Annotated in this window: 21 protein-coding genes; 7 read left to right on the forward strand and 14 right to left on the reverse strand. The window is 57.1% G+C overall.

Features of this window, described 5'->3' with window-relative positions; all coding sequences use genetic code 11:
- Nucleotides 1–4 precede the first annotated feature (4 nt).
- Nucleotides 5–841: a protein-glutamate O-methyltransferase gene (locus tag ABJ076_RS21035; protein ID WP_348193469.1), complete on the forward strand. Its 837-nt coding sequence runs from the start codon at nt 5–7 to the stop codon at nt 839–841.
- 112 nt (nt 842–953) lie between these two features.
- On the opposite strand, the gene ABJ076_RS21040 is transcribed toward ABJ076_RS21035, so the two are convergent.
- Nucleotides 954–1,679, reverse strand: a complete 726-nt coding sequence (locus tag ABJ076_RS21040) for a response regulator transcription factor (protein ID WP_348193471.1) — start codon at nt 1,677–1,679, stop codon at nt 954–956.
- A gap of 176 nt (nt 1,680–1,855) precedes the next feature.
- Here ABJ076_RS21040 and fliI point away from each other — a divergent pair, with 176 nt between their 5' ends.
- Both fliI and ABJ076_RS21050 read left to right on the forward strand, forming a co-directional pair.
- A complete protein-coding gene (gene fliI / locus ABJ076_RS21045) occupies nt 1,856–3,220 on the forward strand; it encodes a flagellar protein export ATPase FliI (protein ID WP_348193473.1) in 1,365 nt (454 codons plus the stop codon).
- Entirely contained in the window at nt 3,217–3,633 is a 417-nt protein-coding gene (locus ABJ076_RS21050; RefSeq protein WP_348193475.1) for a flagellar FliJ family protein, read from the forward strand. Before fliI ends, ABJ076_RS21050 begins: the two co-directional genes overlap by 4 nt.
- A 28-nt stretch (nt 3,634–3,661) precedes the next feature.
- Here the strand turns inward: ABJ076_RS21050 and ABJ076_RS21055 are convergent, their stop codons facing one another.
- Nucleotides 3,662–4,555, reverse strand: a complete 894-nt coding sequence (locus ABJ076_RS21055; protein ID WP_348193477.1) for a hypothetical protein — start codon at nt 4,553–4,555, stop codon at nt 3,662–3,664.
- Between the two features lie 134 nt (nt 4,556–4,689).
- On the opposite strand from ABJ076_RS21055, the gene ABJ076_RS21060 reads away from it, so the two are divergent.
- The gene (locus ABJ076_RS21060) at nt 4,690–4,920 is read left to right on the forward strand and encodes a hypothetical protein (protein WP_348193478.1); all 231 of its coding nucleotides are present in this window, start codon (nt 4,690–4,692) and stop codon (nt 4,918–4,920) included.
- A gap of 675 nt (nt 4,921–5,595) precedes the next feature.
- Nucleotides 5,596–6,042: a hypothetical protein gene (locus ABJ076_RS21065; RefSeq protein ID WP_348193480.1), complete on the forward strand. Its 447-nt coding sequence runs from the start codon at nt 5,596–5,598 to the stop codon at nt 6,040–6,042.
- 3 nt (nt 6,043–6,045) lie between these two features.
- Here the strand turns inward: ABJ076_RS21065 and ABJ076_RS21070 are convergent, their stop codons facing one another.
- The 8 genes from ABJ076_RS21070 to fliF all read right to left on the reverse strand — a co-directional run bounded on the left by ABJ076_RS21070 (nt 6,046) and on the right by fliF (nt 15,584).
- A complete protein-coding gene (locus ABJ076_RS21070) occupies nt 6,046–6,837 on the reverse strand; it encodes a MinD/ParA family protein (protein WP_348193482.1) in 792 nt (263 codons plus the stop codon).
- A 36-nt stretch (nt 6,838–6,873) separates the two neighbouring features.
- Nucleotides 6,874–7,869 (reverse strand): hypothetical protein, encoded by a 996-nt coding sequence (locus tag ABJ076_RS21075; protein WP_348193484.1) that lies wholly within the window; start codon nt 7,867–7,869, stop codon nt 6,874–6,876.
- Nucleotides 7,870–7,916: 47 nt separating this feature from the next.
- Nucleotides 7,917–10,052, reverse strand: a complete 2,136-nt coding sequence (gene flhA / locus ABJ076_RS21080) for a flagellar biosynthesis protein FlhA (RefSeq protein ID WP_348193486.1) — start codon at nt 10,050–10,052, stop codon at nt 7,917–7,919.
- 66 nt (nt 10,053–10,118) lie between these two features.
- Nucleotides 10,119–11,591: a sigma-54 dependent transcriptional regulator gene (locus tag ABJ076_RS21085; protein ID WP_348193487.1), complete on the reverse strand. Its 1,473-nt coding sequence runs from the start codon at nt 11,589–11,591 to the stop codon at nt 10,119–10,121.
- A gap of 48 nt (nt 11,592–11,639) precedes the next feature.
- Nucleotides 11,640–12,497: a MotA/TolQ/ExbB proton channel family protein gene (locus ABJ076_RS21090; protein WP_348193489.1), complete on the reverse strand. Its 858-nt coding sequence runs from the start codon at nt 12,495–12,497 to the stop codon at nt 11,640–11,642.
- A 22-nt stretch (nt 12,498–12,519) separates the two neighbouring features.
- Complete coding sequence (fliN, locus tag ABJ076_RS21095; RefSeq protein ID WP_348193490.1) at nt 12,520–12,894, reverse strand: flagellar motor switch protein FliN; 375 nt, start codon at nt 12,892–12,894, stop codon at nt 12,520–12,522.
- Nucleotides 12,895–12,922: 28 nt separating this feature from the next.
- Nucleotides 12,923–13,843 carry a hypothetical protein gene (locus tag ABJ076_RS21100; protein WP_348193491.1) on the reverse strand — a complete coding sequence of 307 codons (921 nt, stop codon included), beginning with the start codon at nt 13,841–13,843 and terminating at the stop codon, nt 12,923–12,925.
- Between the two features lie 49 nt (nt 13,844–13,892).
- Entirely contained in the window at nt 13,893–15,584 is a 1,692-nt protein-coding gene (gene fliF / locus ABJ076_RS21105) for a flagellar basal-body MS-ring/collar protein FliF (RefSeq protein ID WP_348193493.1), read from the reverse strand.
- A gap of 263 nt (nt 15,585–15,847) precedes the next feature.
- Here fliF and ABJ076_RS21110 point away from each other — a divergent pair, with 263 nt between their 5' ends.
- A complete protein-coding gene (locus tag ABJ076_RS21110; protein ID WP_348193495.1) occupies nt 15,848–17,422 on the forward strand; it encodes a tetratricopeptide repeat protein in 1,575 nt (524 codons plus the stop codon).
- On the opposite strand, the gene ABJ076_RS21115 is transcribed toward ABJ076_RS21110, so the two are convergent.
- The 4 genes from ABJ076_RS21115 to ABJ076_RS21130 all read right to left on the reverse strand — a co-directional run bounded on the left by ABJ076_RS21115 (nt 17,411) and on the right by ABJ076_RS21130 (nt 21,879).
- Nucleotides 17,411–17,725: a DUF1153 domain-containing protein gene (locus ABJ076_RS21115; protein ID WP_348193497.1), complete on the reverse strand. Its 315-nt coding sequence runs from the start codon at nt 17,723–17,725 to the stop codon at nt 17,411–17,413. The two genes, ABJ076_RS21110 and ABJ076_RS21115, sit on opposite strands and share 12 nt — an antisense overlap.
- A 162-nt stretch (nt 17,726–17,887) precedes the next feature.
- Nucleotides 17,888–19,198: a flagellar hook protein FlgE gene (locus ABJ076_RS21120; protein ID WP_348193499.1), complete on the reverse strand. Its 1,311-nt coding sequence runs from the start codon at nt 19,196–19,198 to the stop codon at nt 17,888–17,890.
- A 110-nt stretch (nt 19,199–19,308) separates the two neighbouring features.
- Nucleotides 19,309–19,974 (reverse strand): flagellar hook capping FlgD N-terminal domain-containing protein, encoded by a 666-nt coding sequence (locus ABJ076_RS21125; RefSeq protein ID WP_348193501.1) that lies wholly within the window; start codon nt 19,972–19,974, stop codon nt 19,309–19,311.
- 12 nt (nt 19,975–19,986) lie between these two features.
- Entirely contained in the window at nt 19,987–21,879 is a 1,893-nt protein-coding gene (locus ABJ076_RS21130) for a flagellar hook-length control protein FliK (RefSeq protein ID WP_348202651.1), read from the reverse strand.
- A 439-nt stretch (nt 21,880–22,318) separates the two neighbouring features.
- Here ABJ076_RS21130 and ABJ076_RS21135 point away from each other — a divergent pair, with 439 nt between their 5' ends.
- Nucleotides 22,319–23,146, forward strand: a complete 828-nt coding sequence (locus tag ABJ076_RS21135; protein WP_348202652.1) for a flagellin — start codon at nt 22,319–22,321, stop codon at nt 23,144–23,146.
- The last annotated feature ends 407 nt before the right edge of the window (nt 23,147–23,553 follow it).

Consider the following 23,553-nt stretch of genomic DNA (forward strand, 5'->3'; position numbering starts at 1 on the left):
AGGTATGAACAGCTCTGATTTCGAATTCCTGTCCAGCCTGTTGTACAAGCAATCAGGCTTGGTATTGACGCCGGACAAAGGCTATCTGCTTGAGACAAGGTTGCAGCCGGTTGCGCGCAGCCACGGTCTCGTTTCCATTGAGCAGATTGTCTCCACACTCAAAACGCGACGGGATGAAAAACTCGTCGCCTCGATCACTGATGCAATGACAACGAACGAGTCATTGTTCTTCCGGGATCGAACACCGTTCGATCAGTTCAAGACGGTTGTTTTACCGAGCTTGCTGCAATCCCGGGCTGCGAAGAAGTCGATCCGGATCTGGAGCGCAGCATGTTCTTCCGGTCAGGAGCCCTACTCGTTGAGTATGGTTCTGGACGAGCTGGCATCCAAGCTTGTTGGCTGGAAGGTAGAGATTGTTGCTACGGATATTTCGACGGAGATGGTTGCCCGGGCTCGCTCCGGCGTCTACTCACAGTTCGAGGTTCAGCGCGGCCTTCCGGTTCAGCTCCTGGTGAAGTATTTCCAGCAGGATGGTGATCGTTGGCAGCTCAGTGAGAAGATCCGCCGTATGGTCACCTTCCGCGAGTTCAACTTGCTGCAAGACCCGCGTCCGCTGGGCAATTTTGATATCGTCTTCTGCCGGAACGTCCTGATCTACTTTGATCAGGATACCAAGCGGAAAGTCCTGGAAGGGGTTTCCCGGCAGATTGCGCCGGATGGATACCTTTATCTCGGTGGCGCCGAGACGGTGATCAGCATTACGGACAAGTTCCAGCCGGTAAAAGGGCAGCGCGGAATGTACCAGCCGACTGCCAAAGAAGGCCAGAAAGCAGCAATCTGACGCGAGGCCTGCTAAGGTCAGAAGCTGAATGAGGCGATAATAGAAAAGGGCTGAACCATCTACTGGTTCAGCCCTTTTTGCGGGGTCTTGTAGGCCTAAATGCCAGCAACGCTTATTCTGCCGGTTCCTTGACCTTCTCGGCTGCTTTGGACGCGGTGTCTTCGTCTGCGTCGCGCAGCACGTAGCCGCGTCCCCATACAGTCTCGATGTGATTATTGCCGCCGGTGGCCTTCGAGAGCTTTTTGCGGAGCTTGCAGACGAACACGTCGATGATCTTCAGTTCCGGCTCGTCGATCCCGCCATAAAGATGGTTTAGGAACATTTCCTTGGTCAGGGTCGTACCCTTGCGCAGGGAAAGCAATTCGAGGATGGCGAACTCTTTGCCGGTCAAATGTACCGGCTTTTTGTTGACTTCCGCGCTGCGGGTGGAAAGGTTTACGGCAATCGGGCCGGTTTCGATTACCGAATCAGAATGTCCCTTGGAGCGGCGGATAATTGCCTGCATCCGTGCGATCAGCTCTCGGCGGTCGAACGGTTTTGTCAGATAGTCGTCCGCACCAAAGCCCAAGCCCTTGATCTTGTTGTCCAGCTCCGAAAGGCCGGAGAGAATCAGGATTGGCGTCTCTACCTTGGAGCTTCGCAAACGGCGTAGAACTTCATATCCATCAAGATCCGGGAGCATAAGATCGAGGAGAATGATGTCGTAGTCGTACAACCGACCAATCTCGAGACCGTCCTCTCCATGTTCCGTTACATCAACCACGAATCCTTCTGCCTTCAGCATGAGCTCGATGCTCTGGGCTGTGGCGAAATCGTCTTCTACTAAGAGTACACGCATTGGACTCTCCCTCTGTGACCTTAGACTAAAAGTTAACGGGGTAAGATAAACAAACCGTTAACCTGCCTTGGCGCCCGGTCGAAAGCGTGCCAGGCGTTCTCAATGGTGTTAAACTCATAGTGTAGAGCAGTTAACGGCGCACTCAAAGTGCTCGCCGAGTTAAGGAGTGTATACGGGTGGTCACTGCCCTCGGAAATCTGGCTTCGGAAGTCGACAAGATTGCTGAATTTCGGCTTTACGGTCGGGTAACCGCTGTTCTCGGCATGATGGTCGAGGTTGGTGGTGTGGACAGGGCACTTTCCATTGGAGATCGCTTGCATCTCCAGGCCCGGAGCGGGACGCGAGTCAGTTGCGAGATTGTCGGCTTCAAGGACGGCCGCGCCTTGGCCATGCCATTTGGCGCTCTCGACGGGATCGGTATCGGGAGTCGGGCCGAGATTTCGGACGCGGCACCAGTGATTTTTCCACATGAGGGATGGCTCGGACGTGTTGTTAATGCAATGGGCGATCCTGTTGACGGCAAGGGACCTCTGGGCGACGGCCCCCGCGGATGCCCGATAAAGACACAGCCACCAGCGGCGCACACACGGCAACGGGTCGGTGAGAAGCTCGACCTTGGTGTGCGTACCATCAACACATTCATGTCGGTCTGTAAGGGCCAGCGCATGGGGATCTTCGCCGGCTCGGGCGTGGGTAAATCCATGTTGATGTCAATGATCGCCCGCTTCACTCAGAGCGAGGTGAACGTCATTGGCCTGATCGGAGAGCGTGGCCGGGAGGTCCAGGAATTCATCCAGGACTATCTTGGTGAAGAAGGCCTGGCTCGCAGCGTGGTCGTTGTTGCGACATCAGACGAATCTCCGCTGATGCGGCGTCAGGCGGCTCACATGACATTGTCCGTCGCGGAGTATTTCCGCGACGAAGGCAGGACCGTCATGTGCATGATGGACAGCGTGACCAGGTTCGCCATGGCGCAACGTGAAATCGGCCTCGCCACCGGGGAGCCGCCAGCTTCCAAAGGTTATACGCCGACTGTGTTTGCCGAGCTGCCGAAACTGCTGGAACGGGCGGGGCCCGGTGCGGGAGAAGGCACAATCACTGGTCTTTTTACCGTTCTCGTTGAGGGTGACGACCACAATGAGCCTATCTCGGATGCGGTGCGCGGAATTATCGACGGTCATATCGTGCTGGAGCGGGGGATCGCAGACCGGGGGCGGTATCCGGCCATCAATGTGCTGCGCAGTGTGTCTCGGACCATGCCCGATTGTAATTCGGCCGAGGAAAACGCGCTGGTCCGCCGCGCGCGTTCTTTGATGGCCTCTTACGACAACATGGCCGACATGATCCGCTTGGGCGCTTACCGCAAGGGGAGTGATCCAGAAGTTGACGAGGCAATAATGTATCATGCCTCGCTCGAGCGATTTCTATCCCAGGACAAGAACGAACCCGCGTCTTTAGAATCCGGTTATGCCCAGCTCGATGCCATTCTTTCCATGGTTGGAGAGAGCGTGGAAATTGCGGAAGAGCAGGCTGATCAATGAGCCAGTTCGAGCAACTCATCCGGCTCCGGACCTGGGAGCTTGACGAGAAGCGCCGTGCGATGGGCGTGCTGCTTCAAGAAGAGGCGGGGCTGCTCGCCGAATCCGACGCAATGCAGCGCGAATTCGATCGGGAGAAGCAGGCCGCCGCCGGATCACTGGAAGCTCGCCGAACTCTTGAAGCCTATATGCAGCACTTCAAGGCCCGGGTGCATGCCCAGAACGAGCGGATCGAGGCGAAACGCCGCGAGATTGATGCAGTGAATGAAGAAGTCCTCGACTCCTATCAAGAGCTTTGTAAAGCAGAGGCCGTTCGGGATGAGTACAACGCCCGCGAGGCGGAGCGGATCGGGCGCCTTGAACAGATGGAGATCGACGAGATCGCCCTCAACATGATGAAGCAGCGCCGCGGTTAGACTAGGCCACCATCAGGTGAACCGATTTTCAGGCATAGACATCCGGGTTCTGTCGACCATCCGGCATGAGATCGGCGATGGGCAAGGGCGGGAATTCCTTTTGCACCTTAAAGCTCACTGCGCCGGACATACCGGTACGTCCGGCCGCTTTGTCGAAGATCTCTATGATCTCCGCCCGCATCTCTTTTGGCAGGGCACGCCGCGTCCGGATAAGAAGCGACATTGATTGTTTGGCAACCGATCCGTCGATCTGAAAGGGGCCGAGACCACTGAGCATCAGGTCGACGACGAATTTGGTCTCCCCCTCGCCACCGCTTTCGTCGTTCTCGCCATTTTCCACATCACTCTCATCGCCAGTGTGTTCGAACGACGGCGGCAGGATGAAAAGCCGCATCTGCTCAAGTGCGTCCTGGGTCTGAACTGGCATAAAAAACGCGCGCCATCCGGCAGTGTCTGGCCCGCCTTCGCTTGCCCGTGACATGGATTGGAAATCGCCGGAGAGGGTCGAAAGCAACCGGCCGTGTGATTTTTCGAGAGCCTGACCCGCGTCTTTTCCCAGCCACCCGCCAAGGGAGCCACCGCGTACCGCAGCCAGAAAAAACAGCATGGAAGCGGTCAGTTGCGGGCCCGGCCGTGCGATCGTTGCGGCAAACTGCGCCGCGCTCTGCGGCGCCGACATCTCAAGGGCGCGGAGGCTTTCTTCCAGCGCAGGCCATTCCCGGGAGAGAATGGAGAGCGGTGTCTGACTTTGCCCATCGATCCGGCCGCGCATGTCGCTTTCCGAGCGGCCTAGTATTTCCATGCGGATGGCCGATTGCAGCTGCCCGCTCTCTGCGCGCGCCGCGACATCGAGCAATCCGACAGACGAGTTCACAATGGCCTGGCCGTTTCCGCCGGTGGCAACGATTGTTCCGGATATCACGGTACTCCCGCTGCCCGGTTGTGACGGCAATGCGTTGCTTGTCTGCGCACCTACGGACAGAACCCGGACGGGAAAATCCGTCCCGGGAGGGAGCGCAGTTCCTGGCTTGGGAGCAGAGGTCCCAGCAGTGGCGGATGTCGTTACCGCTTGTCCGGCAGGTATTGTGCCTGCTTGTGCTGACGTTGCTCGGCTTTCTGTGGCGCCCTGAGTTGCTGCCAAAGAAGACTGAGGCGGTGCGCCGCTTTGCCCGACCGTTACCGGACCGCTCGTTGCGGCTGGTACTGCAGATACCGATGCGGTTTTTGTCGCAGGGGCTTGTGATGATTGCGATGCTGCAGCACCGGATGATGTCTGTGCCTGAGTAGGCGCAAGTGAAGGTGGTCGTGTCGTGACAGGCGCGTTTTGCTGGACAGCCTCCGACTTCGCTGCCGGTTGTTGTGTTGGCGATGTGGTGGTGGGAAGAGGTTGGCCGCTAACGGGGAGCTGCGGTGAAGATGATATTGCTGCAGTGGCGCTTTGCGAGGCTGACGGTAAGGCACTGGATGGCTTCAGATACGGGCTGGAGGCGAGCAGATACCTTGCTGCAGCCTGGGCAGCCTGTTGAGGCGTGATGCCGCTTGCCGTCTCTGGGATCGGGCCGGCGGAGGCGCTCTGCGGCAACGAGGTCGGACGCAACACGATAGCACGGGCAATTTGCCCATCGGTTAGTGGCGGCAATGTCCGTTGGGTGGGGGCCGTTGTGGCAGGCGCGTTGCCCGTTGCTCCGGACGCGGCTTGCTGGGCGCCGGATGCTGTACTTGTTTGCGCCGAAGAGCGGGGTTGGAGGAGCGCCTGCAGTCCGTTGTCTGATCGCTGCAGGATCAGGCTGACAATTGTTCCTGGGCGTACGAAGGCCGGAATTTGCCGAGGGTTGATCTCTATCGTCGCTTCGCCCGAAGCTGCTCTGACACTAACGGTTCCGTCAGTTCTAACCCGCGTGACGGTAACATCCTGGGCCGTTGGCTGTTGAGCCTGAGGCTGAGCCGGTTGTTGGGGTTGGGATGTTGGGGGTTGAGGTGCGGGCGCAGGCGTTGACGTCGCGCGGCCTTGCCCGGATGCGCTTTCGGCAGGCGGACGGGCAGAGGCCTGAGATGCGGCGCTCGGGGGCGCGGAGTTTTGCGCAGGCGGTGGTGCAGACGATTGTGAAGGCGACGATTGGCGGGGCGCTTGAGAGACGGGGGCTTGCTGCCCTTGTGCTGGTGATCCTTGAGGCGGCTGCCCTTGGGAGTGTTGTCTCTGAGTTTGCGGAGCCTGTCCCTGTGAAGCTTGCACCTGAGCAGATTGCGCTGCTGAGCCTTGAGCTGCCGGCCCTGCCTGATTGCCCGATTGGAGTGCGGCTGCGCCACTGGTCACCCGTCCCGCAACCGGCGCATTGGCCGGCTTTGAGGAACTTGTCGCCTGCGGGGCAGGCGCGGTGGGTTGTACGGTGCTCAATATTCTCTCTTTGACCGCTATAGCAGGGCGTCGACGATGGCCTCCACGTCGGTCGCCGCCGGGGCCGCCGGGTAGCGGCTCAGGATCGGACTCTGATGCCGGATCGACTCGATGACCTTGCGGTCACGGCGGATGATCCCGAGCAATTTCGGCTCGAACTTAAGAAAATTCATCGCCGCCTTGCGCAGCGTATCGTAGGTTTTCCGACCGTCATTCACCGAATCTGCGCTGTTCACCACGATAGAGACTTCGCAATTAGGATCGCTCTGGTGCGCGACTTTGACAAACGCATAGGCATCGGTAAGCGATGTCGGCTCTGCGGTCGTGACAACGATGACTTTGCCGGCCCGCGCCGCAAGCATGCGGACAGTGCGGTCAAGACCGGCTCCGAGGTCCATGACCACGCGGTCGTAGGTATCGGAAAGTTGAACGAGTTCGGTACCCAGAGATTGCAGTCGGTTCGAGGGCAGGGTCGCAAGGCTGCCGGAGCCGGAGCGACCGGCAATGATGTCGAAATTGCCGGCCTCATAGTGAATTTTTGCCTGCGCAAGGGACAACCGACCGGCGATAACACCGCCCAAATCGCGTTGGGGCATCAGGCCGAGCTGGATATCGACATTGGCGAGGCCAAGGTCGGCATCGAACAGCAATACCTTCTGGCCCATTCTGCTGAGCCCGTGAGCGAGGGTCACCGAGAACCATGTCTTGCCCACGCCGCCTTTGCCGGAAGCGATGGCGAGAATTTTCGCGCCTTTGGTCACAGAACCGTTGGCCGTGGTGGGGCGAGGATTGTCTGCGGGCGACATCATTTGATTGATCCTTGGGTCCGTTCCATCATAGCGACCTCAACCATAGGCGCCTCGTGCCGTTTGCTGTTCGTCGTCGAAACTCTCCACCACTGATTTGGGGAGCAACAATCGTGCCAGTGTCACGGGGTTCATGGGTCTGAGGCCGTCGGCCACACTGGGGCCGACACCCACTTCGGTCATTTGCAATCCTGTCAGCGCGGCTGCGCTCAGATAGGATCCGAAGCGGCGCGTCATATCTATTCGGGTAAGAAGGAGGCGGCGCGCACCGAGCTCTCGGTAAATGCCTGCTATCTCGGCAGCTTCCATTGGGTCGACGCCGCCCGCCATAACCAGAACCACATCCGCGTCTACTGCCTTTATCAGGCGTGCTTGCCTGTCGATATCGTCATTGTCGAACGGGTTTCCGCCAGGGCAGTCGATCAGGATATGCCCGCGGCCTTCGGCTCCGGCAACGGCGGTCCTCAGCTCCCCGGGGGTCCCCGCGCTGATCAGGTTCAGCTTCAGGATCTTTGTGAAGGCTTCCAGTTGAGCATAGCCGCCAGCGCGGACTGTGTCGGTGGTAATGACACGCACCGCTTTCTTCTGCATCACAAGCCGCGTTGCCAGTTTGGCGATGGTAACGGTTTTCCCGGCGCCGGGCATGCCAACCAGCAGAATTGGCTTGTCTGCCGTGCCGAGCGGCATCGGCGAGAAGGCAAAATACCGATCAAGAGCGCCAGCCAGGGCGAGGATCGGGTCGTCCATCGAGATTTCTTCGGCGGCGCTGATCAACTCGTCGGATATCTGCGGCGGTACGCCGTTATTGAGGAGAGCGTCCGTGATGATCTCGACAGGATCATCATAGGACTCGTCGTAATTGTCTTCCTCGAACTCGAATTCGTCTTCGACCTGATCGATGGCGGCGGTTATACGAACGCCGACGCCATCCTCACCGGTCTGGGTCGAGACGATGATGGCCTCTTCGCCGAAATGCTCTTTAACGAGCATCATGGCTTCGTTCATCGTGTCTGCGGAAAAGGTTTTCAGGCGCATGGAGTTCTCATCAGCAATGCGCTCCCGTTATGCGCCCTAGACAAAAGCTATACTTGGCCAAGAGTCTTGATCCGTGCCTTGGGGTGAATTTCATTCTGAGACATTACCACAGTCTGCGGCCGGAAACGCTCGACGATCGAGCGTACATAAGGCCGGATACCGGGTGAGGTGAGTACCGTCGGGAATTCACCAACCTCTGCAAGCTGATCGAGCGCGTTTCGGAGCGCTGTAATGAAGTCCTGGAGCTGGCTTGGCGGCATGGAGAGCTGCTGCTCTTCGCCTTGCCCGATGATTGAATTTGCGAAAGCCTGCTCCCAATCCGGAGATAGAGTGACCAGATGGATGACGCCATCATCCGCGGTATTCTGCTCGCTGATCTGACGTGCGAGGCGGGTGCGGACATGCTCGGTGATCAGGGTGATATTGCGTGTGAAGGTGGATGCTTCGGACACACCTTCCAGAATTGTGGGCAAATCCCTGACGGAAACGCGTTCGCTCAGCAAGTTTTGCAGGATGCGCTGAAGGCCGCCGACGGAAATGTTCGACGGCACCACGTCTGTGACCAGTTTCTGATATTGATCCGGCAACTCGTCGAGCAACTTCTGGGTCTCGGTATAGGACAGCAGATCGCGCATGTTGTCGCGAATCAGTTCCGTCAGATGTGTGGTGACCACGGTTGAAGGGTCGACCACGGTATAGCCCTTGAAGAGAGCTTCCTCGCGCTGCTCGGGGCCAACCCACATGGCGGGCAGGCCGAAAGTCGGCTCCCGTGTGTCGGTCCCGGCAAGATCGATCGGATTACCTCCGGGATCCATAACCAGCAGACGGTTAGGCCGGATATCGCCGCGCCCGACTTCGATCTCCTTGACCCGGATGACATAGGTATTGGCGGGGAGCTGCAGATTATCCTGGATGCGGACCTGCGGCATGATGAAGCCGCTTTCCACGGCGAGCTGCCGGCGCAGCGCCCTGATCTGATCTGTCAGACGTTGGCCCTCGGTAGTCTCGTTAACCAGGGGCAGCAGGCCATAGCCAAGTTCCAGCCGGACAAGGTCGATATGCAGTGCGGCCGAGATAGGCTCTTCAGGTGGCGGTGCAGCTGCTTCATCCACCTCGGCTTGGACCACAGCGGCCGCGGCAGCTTCATGCTGGCTGTAGATCAAGTAAGAGAGACCGCCGACGACTGCGGCAAGTGCCAGAAAGATCAGCGTCGGAAAGCCAGGAAGCATCGAAAGAATAACCAGCAGCACTGCACAGAGCGCGAGCGCTTTGGGATACCCGCCGAGCTGCCCGAACACGGCTTTTTCGGTGGTGCCTGTGGTGCCGCCTTTGGTGACCAGCATACCGGCGGCGGTCGAGACGATCAGGGCAGGGATCTGGCTTACCAGACCATCACCGACGGTCAGCAGCGTATAGGTGGAAAAGGCGTCGGAGAAACTCACACCCTGCTGGGCGATACCGATGACCATGCCGCCAATGACATTGATCACTGTGATCAGCAGACCGGCTACGGCGTCTCCGCGAACGAACTTGGAGGCACCGTCCATGGCGCCGAAAAAGGTGCTCTCCGCGCTCAGTTCCTCGCGCCGGTTCCGGGCCTGATCCTCATTGATCAGACCGGAGGAAAGATCGGCGTCGATTGCCATCTGCTTGCCGGGCATGGCGTCGAGACTGAACCTTGCGGCGACTTCCGCAATACGTCCTGAACCCTTGGTGATGACGATGAAGTTAACGATCACCAGTATGGAGAAGACGATGATGCCGATGGCAGCATTGCCGCCCATCATGAAGCCGCCAAAAGCCTGGATGACGTCACCGGCGGCATCGGTGCCGGTATGCCCCTCCGCAAGGATCAGGCGCGTCGACGCCAGGTTAAGGGACAGTCTCAGCATTGTCGCGATCAATAGGATCGTCGGGAAGGCATTGAAATCAAGTGGTTTTTCGATGAACAGCACAGTCATCAATATGATCACTGACAAGGCGATCGATATCCCGAGAAGGATATCGAGCAGCACTGTCGGAACCGGCAAAATCAAAACCGAAAGGATGCCGATCACACCGAGAGCGAGATAGATATCGCCCCGCTGAGCAGCGGATTTCAGGCTTTCAAAACTGAAGGATGGCAAGGCTGTGCCTGATCCGCCGCCTTCCGGCTGCGGAGGTTGATTGGAGGCGTCGGTCATTCAATGCCTCTCATTATGCTTGCTCTTATCTCCATTGCGGATTGCCTGACATTGTCCGGCCGGGTGTCAGACTGTCGCCCGATCGGCTTCACCCGGCGGCGGCACATTAACGCCTTCCTCGGAATAGGCCTTCAGTTTGTTTCGCAGTGTCCGGATGGAGATGCCAAGGATATTGGCGGCATGGGTCCGGTTGCCGAGGCAATGGCTAAGGGTATTGATAATGAGCTGGCGTTCGACATCGGCAACGGTGCGACCGACGAGATCCCCATTGGCTTCGCTGTCCGGTGCTGCCGGGGTGGCAGCCTGTGGCGGAGGTGTGGGCGCTGCTTCCGGCTCGTCAAAAGCTGCCGGTTGGAATGTCGTGGGGGCCGCCGGAGCGATTGGCTGCGGAGCTGGTGTTGCCTGCAAGGGCGGTGCTTCCTGAGCAGCTGGTGTCATCTGCTCCCCGGTCAGGATGATCGCGTCTGTCCCGATCTCGTCGCCTGAAGCGAGCAGAACGGCCCGGTGCAGAGTGTTTTCCAGCTCGCGCACGTTGCCACGCCAATGATGGCCTTGCAGGCGGGCAACGGCCTCATCGCTGAGCGGCCTTTCCGCAACGCCATTGGCTTCGGAATATTTTTTAGCGAAATGGCTGGCGAGCAGCTTGATGTCTGCCGGACGCTGGCGCAGCGGCGGAAGTTGGAGATTGAAGACGTTGAGTCGGAAATAGAGATCCTCGCGGAAATTGCCTTCCCGAACGTGACGCTCAAGATCCCGGTTTGAGGTCGCGAGGAGCCGGATGTCTACTTTTACCGGCTGGCTGCCGCCGACCCTGTCGATCTCGCGTTCCTGGACCGCCCGCAGCAGCTTGGCCTGCAGGCGGATATCCATTTCGCTGATTTCATCAAGCAGCAGGGTGCCGCCGTTTGCTTCCTCGAACTTGCCGATGCGGCGGGCCAAGGCACCGGTAAAGGCGCCTTTCTCATGGCCGAACAGTTCAGACTCCAGGAGATTGTCCGGGATCGCCGCGCAGTTCACCGATACGAACTGCTTATCCGACCGTTTGCTTTTCTCGTGCAGGTACCGGGCGAGAACTTCCTTACCCGTACCGGATTCACCGGTGATCAGAACACTGGCATCTGACGGTGCAATCTGGTCGGCGAGTTTGAGCACAGCGCCCATGATCGGGTCCTGAAAAATCACCGAGCTCTGTTCTTCGGCAACGGCGGCGAGCACCGCGGCAATCAGCTCGGCGTTCGGGGGCAGGGGAATGTATTCTTTTGCGCCGGCCTTGATTGCGGCGACGGCCGCGTCAGAATCATTTTCCAGCCCACAGGCGACAACCGGCGTGTTGATCCGCTCCTGGCTCATCGCCCGGAGCAGTTTTGCTACCGGTTGGGCCACGTCGATCATGACGAGGTCAGCGCCCTGGCCGCTGCGCAGGGCATGCATTGTACCCTCGACATTGTCGAGGTGACTTACTTTCGCGCCCTTTTTCAGGGCGATCTGACCGGCTACGCTAATATGTCCGCCAAGTGTGCCGACGATCAGCAATCGCATCTGTCAATTCTCCCGTTTGGGCGGCTATGTCCGTGCCGCCCCTAATCTTCAATCGTAGTAGTCGAGCCGCTGCGAAGACGGCAGTTTGGTATTCAGCATCCGCTCGAGAAGCCGCGGGTTCTCTTGCCGGGCGATTGACATCGCACAGGCATGATAGATCTCGCATTCGAGCAATTCTGCTTCCGCATTTCGTTCCAGCTTGGCCGCAATAGGCGCCAACACCATGTAAGCGAGGATGGCACCGTAGAAGGTTGTAAGCAGGGCGACTGCCATAGCCGGTCCGATAGAGCCCGGATCATCAAGGTTTCCGAGCAACTGAATGAGGCCGATCAATGTGCCGATCAGGCCCATGGACGGTGAAACTTCGGCGGCTCTTCTGAGCACACCTGCGTGACGATGGCGAATGTCCTGAATAGCATCGATTTCCTGAGCGAGTACCTGATCGATCTGGTGCGGCGTTGCGCCATCCACCGCCATCGCCACAGCGCGCTGCAGGAAAGGCTCGCTGTCGACGGACGGAATTACGGCGTCGAGAGCAAGCACCCCGTTGTCCCTGGCGATCGCTGCGAGATTGAGCGACCGTTCGCCGGCGAGCCGCAAGTCATGACGCTGCGGCAAGAGCGTTCCCAGAACGGCAGCCATTGCGCCGAACAACTCTGAGATGCTGTAGGAGACGAGGGTCACGGCAAATGTGCCGATGAGAACGATCAGGACTGCGGGGAGATTGTAAAACGAACCGACAGACCCGCCAAGAACCAGTGCGGTCGCGACCAAGCCGAAAGCGACGGACAATCCCAGGATCAAAGCGATATCAAGTGTGCGTCCGCTCGCTGGAACGTCGAACGTTCTGGTGCGTGCCGGGCGCGGACGGGCCCCGCCATTCTCAACGGTCGCGCGATCTGCCATAGACTTTTCCCGATCCTGCCGCTTAGCCGGTTCTGTCGGATTTGATGATTTCCGTCATAGTCACGCCAAGGCGTTCATCGACGATAACGACTTCACCACGGGCCACGAGACGGTTGTTCACATAGATGTCAATCGCCTCGCCAACCTTGCGGTCCAGTTCGACGACGGCGCCACGGCCGAGTTTGAGGAGCTGGCTGACCTGCATGCTGGACTTGCCAAGCACAGCAGAGACCTGCACCGGGATATCGTAAACGGCTTCAAGTTCTCGTGCGCTGATCTGCTGACGGGATTCCTCCGGGACAACCTCCGGCGGTTCCTCCGCGGCCTGCTGTTCCATGGCAGCGGCCATATCCAATTCTTCGAGATCTTCGAAATCGACGTCGCTTTCGTCGGACATATCATTCTCCTCTGGCGGCCAGGCGGCGCTAGTTCTGGATCAATTCAGCTTCGCTGGGATCACCGTCCGCGTCCATACTCTCTTCAAGCGTTTCCGGGACTGCGTCGGATAGGTCGTGGGCGGGTATATCGTCTGCTGCATGCTCTTCGATTGCCGGATCACTCGTGGTCTCGGGCATGGAGACGGACTGTTCTTTGGCTGCTATCTGATCGTCTATCTCGACTTCGATATCGCCGGTGGTTTCGCTGGCCGGTTCCGGCGGCGTGTCCGAGCCGATATCGGAACGGGCAGGTAGGGAGGATAGGGTGCGCTCCACCATTTCGTCGATCTCGCCCCAGGTTTCGTCCAGCGCGCGCTCAACCGCGCCCGCCGCCCAAGAAACGCGGCAATCAGTTGCGACGAGTTCCGGATCGCCGACCAGGACCACCTCGCCCTCGTAGCCGACGCGGGAAGCCATCAGCTGGACCTTGTCGCGGAGCGGCGCTTCAAGTTCGGCAGCGACACGGATCATGACCTTTGGCTGCTCTGTCAGAAACTGGAATGCCTGATTGATAACATGCTCGATCTGCGGAAGTTCCGTTCCGCGCGTCAGTTCGGGTGCCATCTTGCGCATAATGGTGGCAGCGAGACGAACCGCATCGCGTTGAATTTCCGCCGTCCATTGACGGTGTACCTGGCTGAGTTCGCCAACCTTGCTCAGCACCCCCTCAAGCGAAACGGAGACCTGTTGTTCAATCCCGGCCATTGCTGAGGACATGCCCTCCTGTCGGCCAAGCTGGTAGGAAGCTTCTTTGGCCTCGTCGACCTCTTCCTGGGTGTAGGTCGGCGGTGCGTGCTCTTCGGCTTCAAGCTCCGCCATGCGCGCGGCCTCGGCCGCGCGGCGCATCTTCTCCTGATATTCCTCGTCGAAGATGTTGTCGAACAGGAACCGTGCTTTCTGCGTTGTCATGCCACCTGACCTGTTAGGTATGAAGCAACGAAAGCGTTATTAATGATCGTCAACCGCCGCCTCCGGCATTGCCTGCTTCCTGGTACATCCAGTTGCGGATGATTGCGACAGCTTCCTCTGGGTGTTTCTCGACGATCTCGCCAATTTTTTTCAGGGAGGATGCGCGAACCCGGCCTTCGACCTGATTGATGTCAATCATCTGGTCGAGCAGGCTTTCTTCTTCGTCTTCGCCTTCCAAAAGTTCGGCCATGTCGGCGGTAGCGCCTGGGCCGGTCAACTGGGCGATAGCGTCCGCACCAGCGATCATCCCGCCCGGGCCGCCGCTGGCGGCGAGGGTCGTGGGCATGGATTCAAACAGGCGCGTCAATACAGGACGCACGACCAGCAGGATCACGAGAAGTCCGACAACGGCCAGAACCAGAACCTCTGCGAGTTGCAGGAATTCATCTTTGGAAATACCAAACAGGAGCGAGCCATCGCCAAGGTCGAGCGGCTCCAGTTTGACGAACTGCATGTTCACGACTTCGACCGTATCGCCACGGCTGCCATTGTATCCGACGGCGGAGCGAACGAGCGTGGCAATCTGTTCCAGCTCTTCCTCGGTCCGGGGTTGGTATACCTTGTCGCCATCCTCGTTCTCGACATAGCGCCCGTCTACCAGAACCGCGACGGAAAGATTTTGGATTTCGCCAGCTTCCTTGACGCGATTGCGGACAGTTCGGCTGATCTCGAAGTTCACAGTCTCCTCTGTCCGGGCAGATTCAGAGAGGGCCGAGAGATCGCCGGCTCCAGCGTTGGCTTCGGCCTCCGGGAGGTTGTTCTCTACTGAAACAGTGTCTTGATTGTTCCGTTCCTGAGAACTCTCGCTCTCTTCGATGGTCTGAGTTGAACGGGCGACCTGACTGTCCGGATCATATATTTCGGATTGCTCTGTGAACCGGTCATAGTCGATATCGGCACTGATTTCTGCCCGCACGCGGCCGAGACCGACAATGCGCTCGACCAGTTCTTCAACAGAGCCGCGTATGCGATTTTCAAAGGCCAGACGCATTTCTTCTGAGCTTTGGCCGGGGAGAGTCCCGTCCTCGTCATTGGTGCCCCGTGCGAGAAGCTGGCCCCTGCTGTCGAGGATGGAAATGTTCTGCGGTTCCATATCGGGAACAGCGGCGGCGACCAGATGCTGGATCGCCAGAACCTGTTCGCGCCCAAGGCGGCCGGCGCCCTGAACCTGCAGTACCACAGAGGCACTCGGCTTGCGGCGCTCGCGGCTGAAGAGTTCGCGTTGCGGCAGCACCAGATGGACACGGGCGCCGCGGACATTGTTCATCGCCCCAATGGTCCGTCCGAGTTCGCCTTCAAGCGCGCGGACCAAATTCACGTTCTGAACGAAATTTGTGGTTCCGAGGCCGTCGGACTTGTCGAAAATCTCATAACCCATAGTGCCGCCGCCCGGCACGCCTTGTTCGGCGAGGGTCACACGGAGTTTAAGGACCTCGTCTCCGGGTACGAAAACTTGCTGACCGCCAGCCTTTAGCTCATACGGAATATTGCGGGCTTCGAGTTCCTTGACGATGGCGCCGCTGTCAGCCGGATCAAGATCGCCATAAAGCAACGACATCCCGCCGGTTGAGAGACGGGAGGCAAGGAAAATGAAGAAGCCAAGGACCGCGACTGCTGTGCCTACAAGGGCGGCAATGCGGATAGGGCCAAGATTACGAATCAGATCCACGAGAGGATTCATGGGTTATAATCCCCGCAATTGCGAACAGTAGGTGCCCGAAAACAGTTTCGGAGGTTCTCGCCAATACATTGCATTTTATATGTATCTTTCGAAAATTGAAAGAACCTTCTGGGCAAAAACTGCCTAGTGAATATATCTGACAATGAATCGAAAGAGAACAATTAATTAGCGGCGGAACTTGTGGTATTGGTTAAGGAAATCTCGAGTGAGAATATCATTCCTCGAATTGATTTGTCCGTAGTGAGCGCCGTGGAGCAACGATAATGGCGAAAACTGAATCTCCAAAGCAAACGCCCAAGGGTTCGCAAACCGGATTGCCTTTCAGGGGGGCGGTGGATATTTCGCGTACCCGTCACATAACCATGGCAAACAAGGCGACTCATTTCTTGAGCGCCGGGGACCTTGAGTCAGCCCGAAAATTGTTCACGGAAATCCTGAAAGAGAACGAGGACGATGTGTACGCGATGCATGGCGTTGCCCTCGTTGCGCGCGATATGGGGCGGTTGCCGGTGGCTGTTGAGTTGATGAAGAAGGCACTCGCCCTGGAACCGAGAAATCCAATGATTTCCAGCAATCTTGGGACCATTTATGATGCGATGTCCGATTATGAGACGGCGCTGGTCAGCTATAAAAATGCGATAAAATGGGGTCTCGATGATGGCGTTATCCATAATAATCTAGGCAGCGTTCTGTCAAAACTTGGACGTCGGACAGAGGCTTTGATCTCTTTTCGCAAAGCCCTGAAAGCAGGCGCCGAATTTCCAGAAGCCATGACCAATTTGGCGACGATGCTTGGAGATCTCGGTGATTATGAACAGGCAGGATATTATTTCCGTCGTGCGCTAGAGCTTGATCCGGAAGACCCACATACGCATCATAATTTTGGTGTGATCTTGCTGCGTCAGGGTGAATGGGAAGATGCTTGGTACCATAGTGAGTGGCGCATGCTGGCAACGAACAAGGGGGTTCCTTGGCGTAAGTTTTCGCAACCGCTCTGGAACGGAAACCAGTTTCAGGGAGCGCGTCTTATTCTCTATGCGGAGCAGGGCATTGGTGATGAGCTCAGACATGCGAGCATGCTCCCAGAAGCGATCGCACGGGGTGGTGAGGTCGTGGTTGAATGTGCGCCGCGTCTAGTCTCGCTCTTTCAGCGCTCTTTTCCACAAACGAGGGTGGTTCCGGCTAAATATTGGCCGGCGGAAGAGGGGGTTGAGCCATTTGATATTGCCTGCCCGCTTGGCACGCTTGGGCGGTTGTTTAGGAATAGCAAAGAGAGTTTCCCGATGCATTCCGGCTACCTCAAGCCGGACCCGCGACTGGTCTCGATGTTTAAGGAACGTCTTAAGGAGGCGGGACCGGGGCCTTATGTCGGAATATGTTGGCGTAGCGGTGTTTTGGGGGCGTACCGGGCTGAACATTACTCGACGATTGAAGATATGAGGCCGGTCATGAAAGTGGACGGGGTGACCTACGTGAATTTACAATATGACGCCAAATCTGAGGAATTCGACATTGTGAAGTCGGAGTTTGGTGTCGATCTTGTCGATTGGGACGACGTCGACCTTAAAATGGAGCTTGAGAAAGCGGCCGCGCTCACGAGCTGTATGGATTTGGTGGTGAGCCCTGGAACATCGGTTGCGGTCATGGCTGGGGCGCTCGGTGTGGAAACCCTTGAGTTCAGGCCATTTCCGATACCTGAGACCTATTTTAAGAACGGCCGTTGCCCATGGTTTCCAAGCGTCCGGTTTTTCGCAAAACGACAGTCGGAGAAATGGAACAAGCTGTTCCGAAAAATCGCTGCCGAGATCGAGGCCCTTAGAGCTGCGTCAACTGTCTGACCGAAGCCTCCTAGAAGCGCGACGATAGTCCTGAACGCGCGTAGCGCGCAGGGCTCGGGTTCCATGTGCCTTGATCAATTCCCGCCAACTTGCGAACTCCTCACGGCTGAGACTGTATCGCTCGCAAGCCTGCTCAAGTGTAATCAGATCATCTTCGACAGCTCGAACGACTTGGGCTTTCCTACTGACGACCCAGCGCTTTGTGCTTGCAGGCGGCAATCGAGCAAACGGGTCATCCGATGTCTGAACGGGCTCTGTTGAGTTATCGTTCAATTTCTTGTCCTGATGTTTGTCTGCGGTCATCTTTTCAACGCATCATAAAAATGCCGGTTATTCGAAGTTAATGGCTGCTCCCTAAAGAATCCTTAAGACCCAGCGCTTTCCGAGATGGCTTCGAGTAAAAAAAAGCCCCGGCAAAAATGCCGGGGCAAAAGAAAATCGGTAGAAAGTGAACGGTGACAGCGTTTACCGCTTGATACGGATAATCTCGTCAAGCAGCTCGTCACCGGTTGTGATTATGCGTGTTGCGGCAGAATATGCCCGCTGCGTTACAATCAAGTCAGTAAACTCGGTCGCGATGTCAGTGGTAGAGTTCTCGAGTGCGCCCGACTGAATTCGACCAGTGCCACCGTTGGTCGGGATGCTGAGAACAATGTCACCAGAGGTTGACGTGACGCCATATGCGTTGCCGTTCAGTCCGCTCAATTCAGTCGCGGCTGGAACTGTGCCAAGTGGTAATCGATAAATGATCCTCGATTGTCCATTGGCGAAGTTTGCTGCTACGAGCCCATCCTCAGAGATTGAAACGCCTGTCAGAGCTGACGGGCCGGAGCCATCCTGGTTCAACAATGAGGTTTCGAATTCGCCGTTGAATTGAGACATCCCGGTCGGTTGTCCGAATGTTCCCCAATTAAGGGTAATAGTGGCTGAATCGACCGATCTACCGAATTGGGTCGAACTTATCGTTAAGGTCTCAGTTGCGGGATTGTTGGCCGTGCCTGCGGTGCCGGCGCCAACAGCATTCAGGCTGCCATCGGGGTTAAAGACCATGGTTCTCGACGGCGTTCCGACTGCCACGGAGGCTGCGGCGGCCGTGCCGGGGTTGCGGATCAGGGTGTAGTCATAGGTCCAGGTGTTCGCTGCAGCAGACTTGGTCCAGGTGGTCCGCAGTAGGTAGTCGAACCCTTGGGAATCATAGATAGTAAGATTCGTTACGACCGTTGCGCCCGCGGTGGTGTCGGCAGGCAGGTTGGCATTGATCGTAACATCGTCCGTCGCATTGGCTATTTGTCCGAATTGGGACAGATCGACTGTCTCGAGGCTGGTCAGCAGATCACGTGTGTCCTGGTTGACGATATTACCCGCGACATCGGTGCGCCAGCCCTGCAGGTAATAGCCGGCAGTGTTGACCAGGCGGCCGTTTTCGTCGGTGTTGAACGCACCAGCCCTGGTCAGCAGGTATTCGTCGTCGGCACCCGGCTCAGCAGAGCCATTGACGACGAAGAAGCCGTTACCATCGACGGCGATGTCCGTGGTGCTCGTCGTTCCCTGAAGAAGACCCTGCCGGCTCGGATCCGTAAGCGGCTTGCTCTGCACGCCGCCAGGCGTGAAGGCCGTTGCGGTCGGGCTGCGGGTGACCAGCGTCTGGAACCGCGCTTGCGTCTCTTTATAACCGACGGTCTGCGAGTTCGCGATGTTGTCAGAGATAATCCCGAATGCGGTTGCTTGCGACGCGATCGCCGCAACCCCCGCAAAAAGTCCACCGGTAACACTCATGTTAAATCTCCATTCACATGACCAGGGTGTGACCGCTGGCCGGTTCTACCGATGATGCCGGTCTGGCATCGTGGCCGGGGGCTTCTCTATGGCCGCCCGGTCCTTCCGCCTTAAATGGCGGAAACGCGTGTAATTTCATTCATTTCAACGATGATCTTTCCGACCATCAGGCTCGGCCCTTCGGCTCCGGTGACGACACCGGTTACGAGGCCGACAGCCTCAACCTCGGCGGTTATGCCTTCGTTGTCGGCGTCAAGCGCATTGATCTGAATTGAATAGGGGCCGTTCGGCAGCTTCTCGCCATCTTCGTTGGTGCCGTCCCAGTTGAACTCAAAGCGTTCACCGGAACTGGTTGAGCCTTCTTCCGAATAAACCAGGTCACCGGCCGCGTTGAAGACATTGATGGTGGTCGAGTCCGCTTCGGATGGAAGCATGTAACCCCAGCTCGCACCGTCATCGGTGAGATTGGTGTTGTTGCCATTAAAGATGACGTGCTCGCCGATATAGTTCACCGCCGTGGCATTCGTGTTTGCTGCCTGTGCGGAAACCAGAGATGCGAGAGATTTGTTGGTTTCGATCTGCTGTTCGACGGCGGTGAACTGGACCAACTGGTTGGTCATTTCGTTCGTGTCCATCGGACTGGTCGGATCCTGGTTCTGCAGCTGCGTCAAAAACAGAGTCAGGAACTGATCGCGCTCGTCTTCGAGCCGTTCCTCAGTCGTCTGTGCCTGCGCAAAGATACTGGCGCCGCTTGTGCTTGAAACTGCGTCCACCATGTTATCAGCCTCCTAGGCTACCAGGTTCAGCGACCCGTCGTCGCCGATACCGTCTTGTTCCGAACCGGTGATGTCCGTTGTCAGCTGCTCTTCGCTGCCTTCAAGGTCACCGCCATCTTTCGAGAGGGCCCCGTTTCCGGAACCAGCTTGTTGTTGTCTCTCGTTGGTGTCTCCACCTCTCATCTGAAAGTCGAGGCCATCGCCACCGGTCTTGAGTCCTGCGTCTTGCAAGGCCCGTTCCAATTGCTTTGCGTCACGCTGCAAAAGATCCATTGTTTCCGGTTTGTCGGCGATCACCGTTCCCCGAATCGCGCCGTCAGAGCCGATTTCCAGGCGAACTTCCACTTTTCCGAGTTCAGACGGGTTGAGCTGGATTTTGATTCTGTCGAGCCCGCCCAGCGCAGCTTTGACCAGCTTCACCTTCACCTGTTCGGTTGCCGGAGTCGGCAAAGTCTGCCGATCTTGGGTGGCCGCCGTACGGTCGGCCGACGCCATTCTAAGCGAGTCGGTAAAGCCACTGCCGGTGCCTTGCGCCGGAAGATCGGCCGGGCGTGAGGTGTTCGATGTCGTGGCAGACTGATCCACTTGCCCACGTTGCGTGGAGGATGACTGTTGCCGGACTGATACCAGTTGTTCAGGTGTCGCGACAGCGCTCTGAGCCTGCGTGGCTGCGGTGAATGCTGTCGCTGCCGGGTTTGTCTGCACTGTTTGGGTGACGATAGCCGAATTCTGCTGACCCTGGTTCGCCGTCGCCTTCGTGCCGTTGTTCTCGTTAGATGCGGTTACCGCATTGCTGCGCTCCACATTGGAGCGACCAAGAGCGTTTGACTGCGCGGGGCGACTGTTCAGGGCCGTTGCTGCCGCAATTGTTTCGCTTGGGGTCGGAAGAATAGCGGGTTTGGCCGATCCTTCCGCCGACGCGGTTCGACTATTTGCGATGAGGGCTGTATCGGTTGCGACGGTCGGTTTGGCTGGTTCCTGTGAGACGATCTCTATCTTCGGAACGGTCTCTCCGGTTGCCTTTTGTGACGCCTGCTCAGCAACGGCAGCCGCCTGGTTGGTTTGCCCAGGAGCTCCCACCTGAGGATTTCCAGAGGCCTGTTGGGGCGTGGGGACAGCCTGGCTTGCAACGCTGGACTGTTTCGCTTGATTACTGCCCTGCGTCGTCTCGGATTGGGTCTGCGGGGGCCATGGAACCGGCAATTTAAAAGCCGTCGTATCATCGCCCGATACGGAACGAGGCGTTGCAGCCGTGGTCGCAGCGCTTTGTCCCGTCTGCGTTAGTTTTTCAAGAGCGGCGAGTTTCGCGTCACGAGAAGTAGTGGCCGGTCCTGCTCCTGTTTTCTGGCTTTCCGTAGGAGCAGCAGTGGGCAGTACCTTTGAGGTCTCTGCCTGCATGACGTTACTAGCGATGGTGGCCGCTTCGGCCGGCGCTGTCGCGTCCTGGGGCGCTGAAACCTCGGATCCTTCAAGCGATTGGTCGGTGACTCCTGAGTCTGCATTTTCAGAGTCTTGAGCAGACGTATCTGCTGACACAGCTTCAGTCGGCTTTTCGGCTGACTTGGACGTGTTTGTGTGAGCCGCGATCTCCTGCGTCTCTATGCGGGCCGGTGTATGTTCCGTTTTGGCTTCGGCAACGCCGGACGCATCGGTTATTGCGTCCTTGGCATTAGTGTTGTCCGGCTGGCGCTGGCTCTGTGGAGTTTCGGTTTTGCGATCCGACTTGGATTGCTTGCTTTCCGTACGCGGAGGCTCTGCTTCCCTTGGCTCGTTCGCTTCATAATCGTCGAGCCTGAATTTGGGGCGGTCAGGATTGCGAGCAGCGATCGGATCGAAGCCTAGTCCGGCACCGTGCTTACTCGTGTAGCCGATTGTTGGATCGTTTGATGTTGATACGGGAGACATCTTTCGCCCTCTCGCGTTGTTCTGTGTCGTGACAAGCAAGGAACGGGCCAAAGAATTACGGCAGAACTTGCCGGTTGAGGGTTCATTGATGCGTCAAGGGCTGTGTCATGAACTGCCAGGGAGGCAAAAACTTCCGGGTTGGCGTGATGTTGCCGGTATGCCGTTTTTTCCTTTTGTGCGTGTAAGAGTTTGTCAGGGAGGCAGAGGTGGATGGCATGATAATTGATGTGTTTTGGGTGCTTGCGTTTGGAGGGAAGACGGGCGTTGGTTTTGGTTGTCTTGTAAGCTATTGAAAAACAATAAAAAACAATTTGAATACAATTTTAGATTTTTTATTGACAATGTTTAGGTAAATGTGGATTATATGTTTGTGGGCTATGCCCGCTGTCAGCAAAAAGCTGACTTAACCTGAGCCCTTAGAAAGAGGACTTGAAAAAAAATGGCTATCCAAAACTCTATTTTGACCAACCCGTCTTCCTTTGTTGCCCTTCGCACCCTGAATGGCATCAATCGCTCGCTGGATACAACTCAGAACCGTGTCTCCACGGGCCTGAAGGTTGCGGGTGCTTTGGACGACGCTTCCAACTTTGCGATCTCACAGGGGATTCGGGCCGAACTTAAGGCTATCGATGCGGTTACCCAGGGGCTGAACAACGCCAAAGGTATCGGCAACGTTGCAATCGCTGGTGTGACCGGTGTTTCCAACCTGCTTTCCGACATCCGCGGTAAACTGACCGAGCTTGCTAACGAAGGTATCACAACGACTCAGCGGAATATTCTTCAGTCTGACTTTAACGAGTTGGTTTCTCAGGCAGCCAACTTTATCGCCAATTCATCCTTCAATGGCGTGAATCTGATCGAGTCAGGTGCAGGGAATATTAACACACTCTCCAACTTGGCTGGAGGTTTGCTTACGCTGACGTCGCAGAGTGCTGTTAACACGCAGGTGGGTAGCCTTGCCGGTGCGACACTGACTTCGGCTACCAACGCTCAGAGCGTGATTGCGAACCAGTATTCCAACCTCGAATCGGTCGTTAATACCGCTCTCGGTTCTCTGGGCGCAGAAGTTCGTGCCCTCAATCTGCAGACGGAGTTCCTTGAGGAAATCAGGGACGCAACTGACGAAGGTCTCGGCAACATTGTTGATGCCGACCTTGCTCGGGAATCGGCGCGGCTTACATCGTTGCAGGTGCAGCAGCAGCTGTCCACTCAGACACTGGGCATCGCGAACCAGCGTCCGCAGTCTCTGCTTGGTCTGTTCGGTTAAGGTCAAAACAAACACCTCTTGCGGAAGGGCGGCTTCGGCCGCCCTTTTTGTATGTGCGTTTCCAATTGCGATTTCAGGCTTTATCTTGGCTGCTTAAGAAAAAGCAATTTCAAATTCAGCGACTCGCGCGTGAATTTCCATATATTTCAATAATATAAATTGCCGCGTCCATATGCTCTCCATACGTCCGCGAAACCCGTCACTGACATTGAGCTTTCAGCACATCTTTTGTGTGCTAATGTACGATATCCGCTCGAAGAAGCGGTATTGCTCTGGGGGCTTGCCCCCTAATTACTGCGGAAAAAATTCCGCTGTCCTTAGAAAGAGGAGGCCAAAATGGCTGTTCAAAATTCTATCCTGACGAATTCGTCAGCATTCACTGCGCTTCGTACCCTGAATACCATTAA

The organism is Nisaea sp. (assembly GCF_039990255.1).
GTDB lineage: Bacteria > Pseudomonadota > Alphaproteobacteria > Thalassobaculales > Thalassobaculaceae > Nisaea.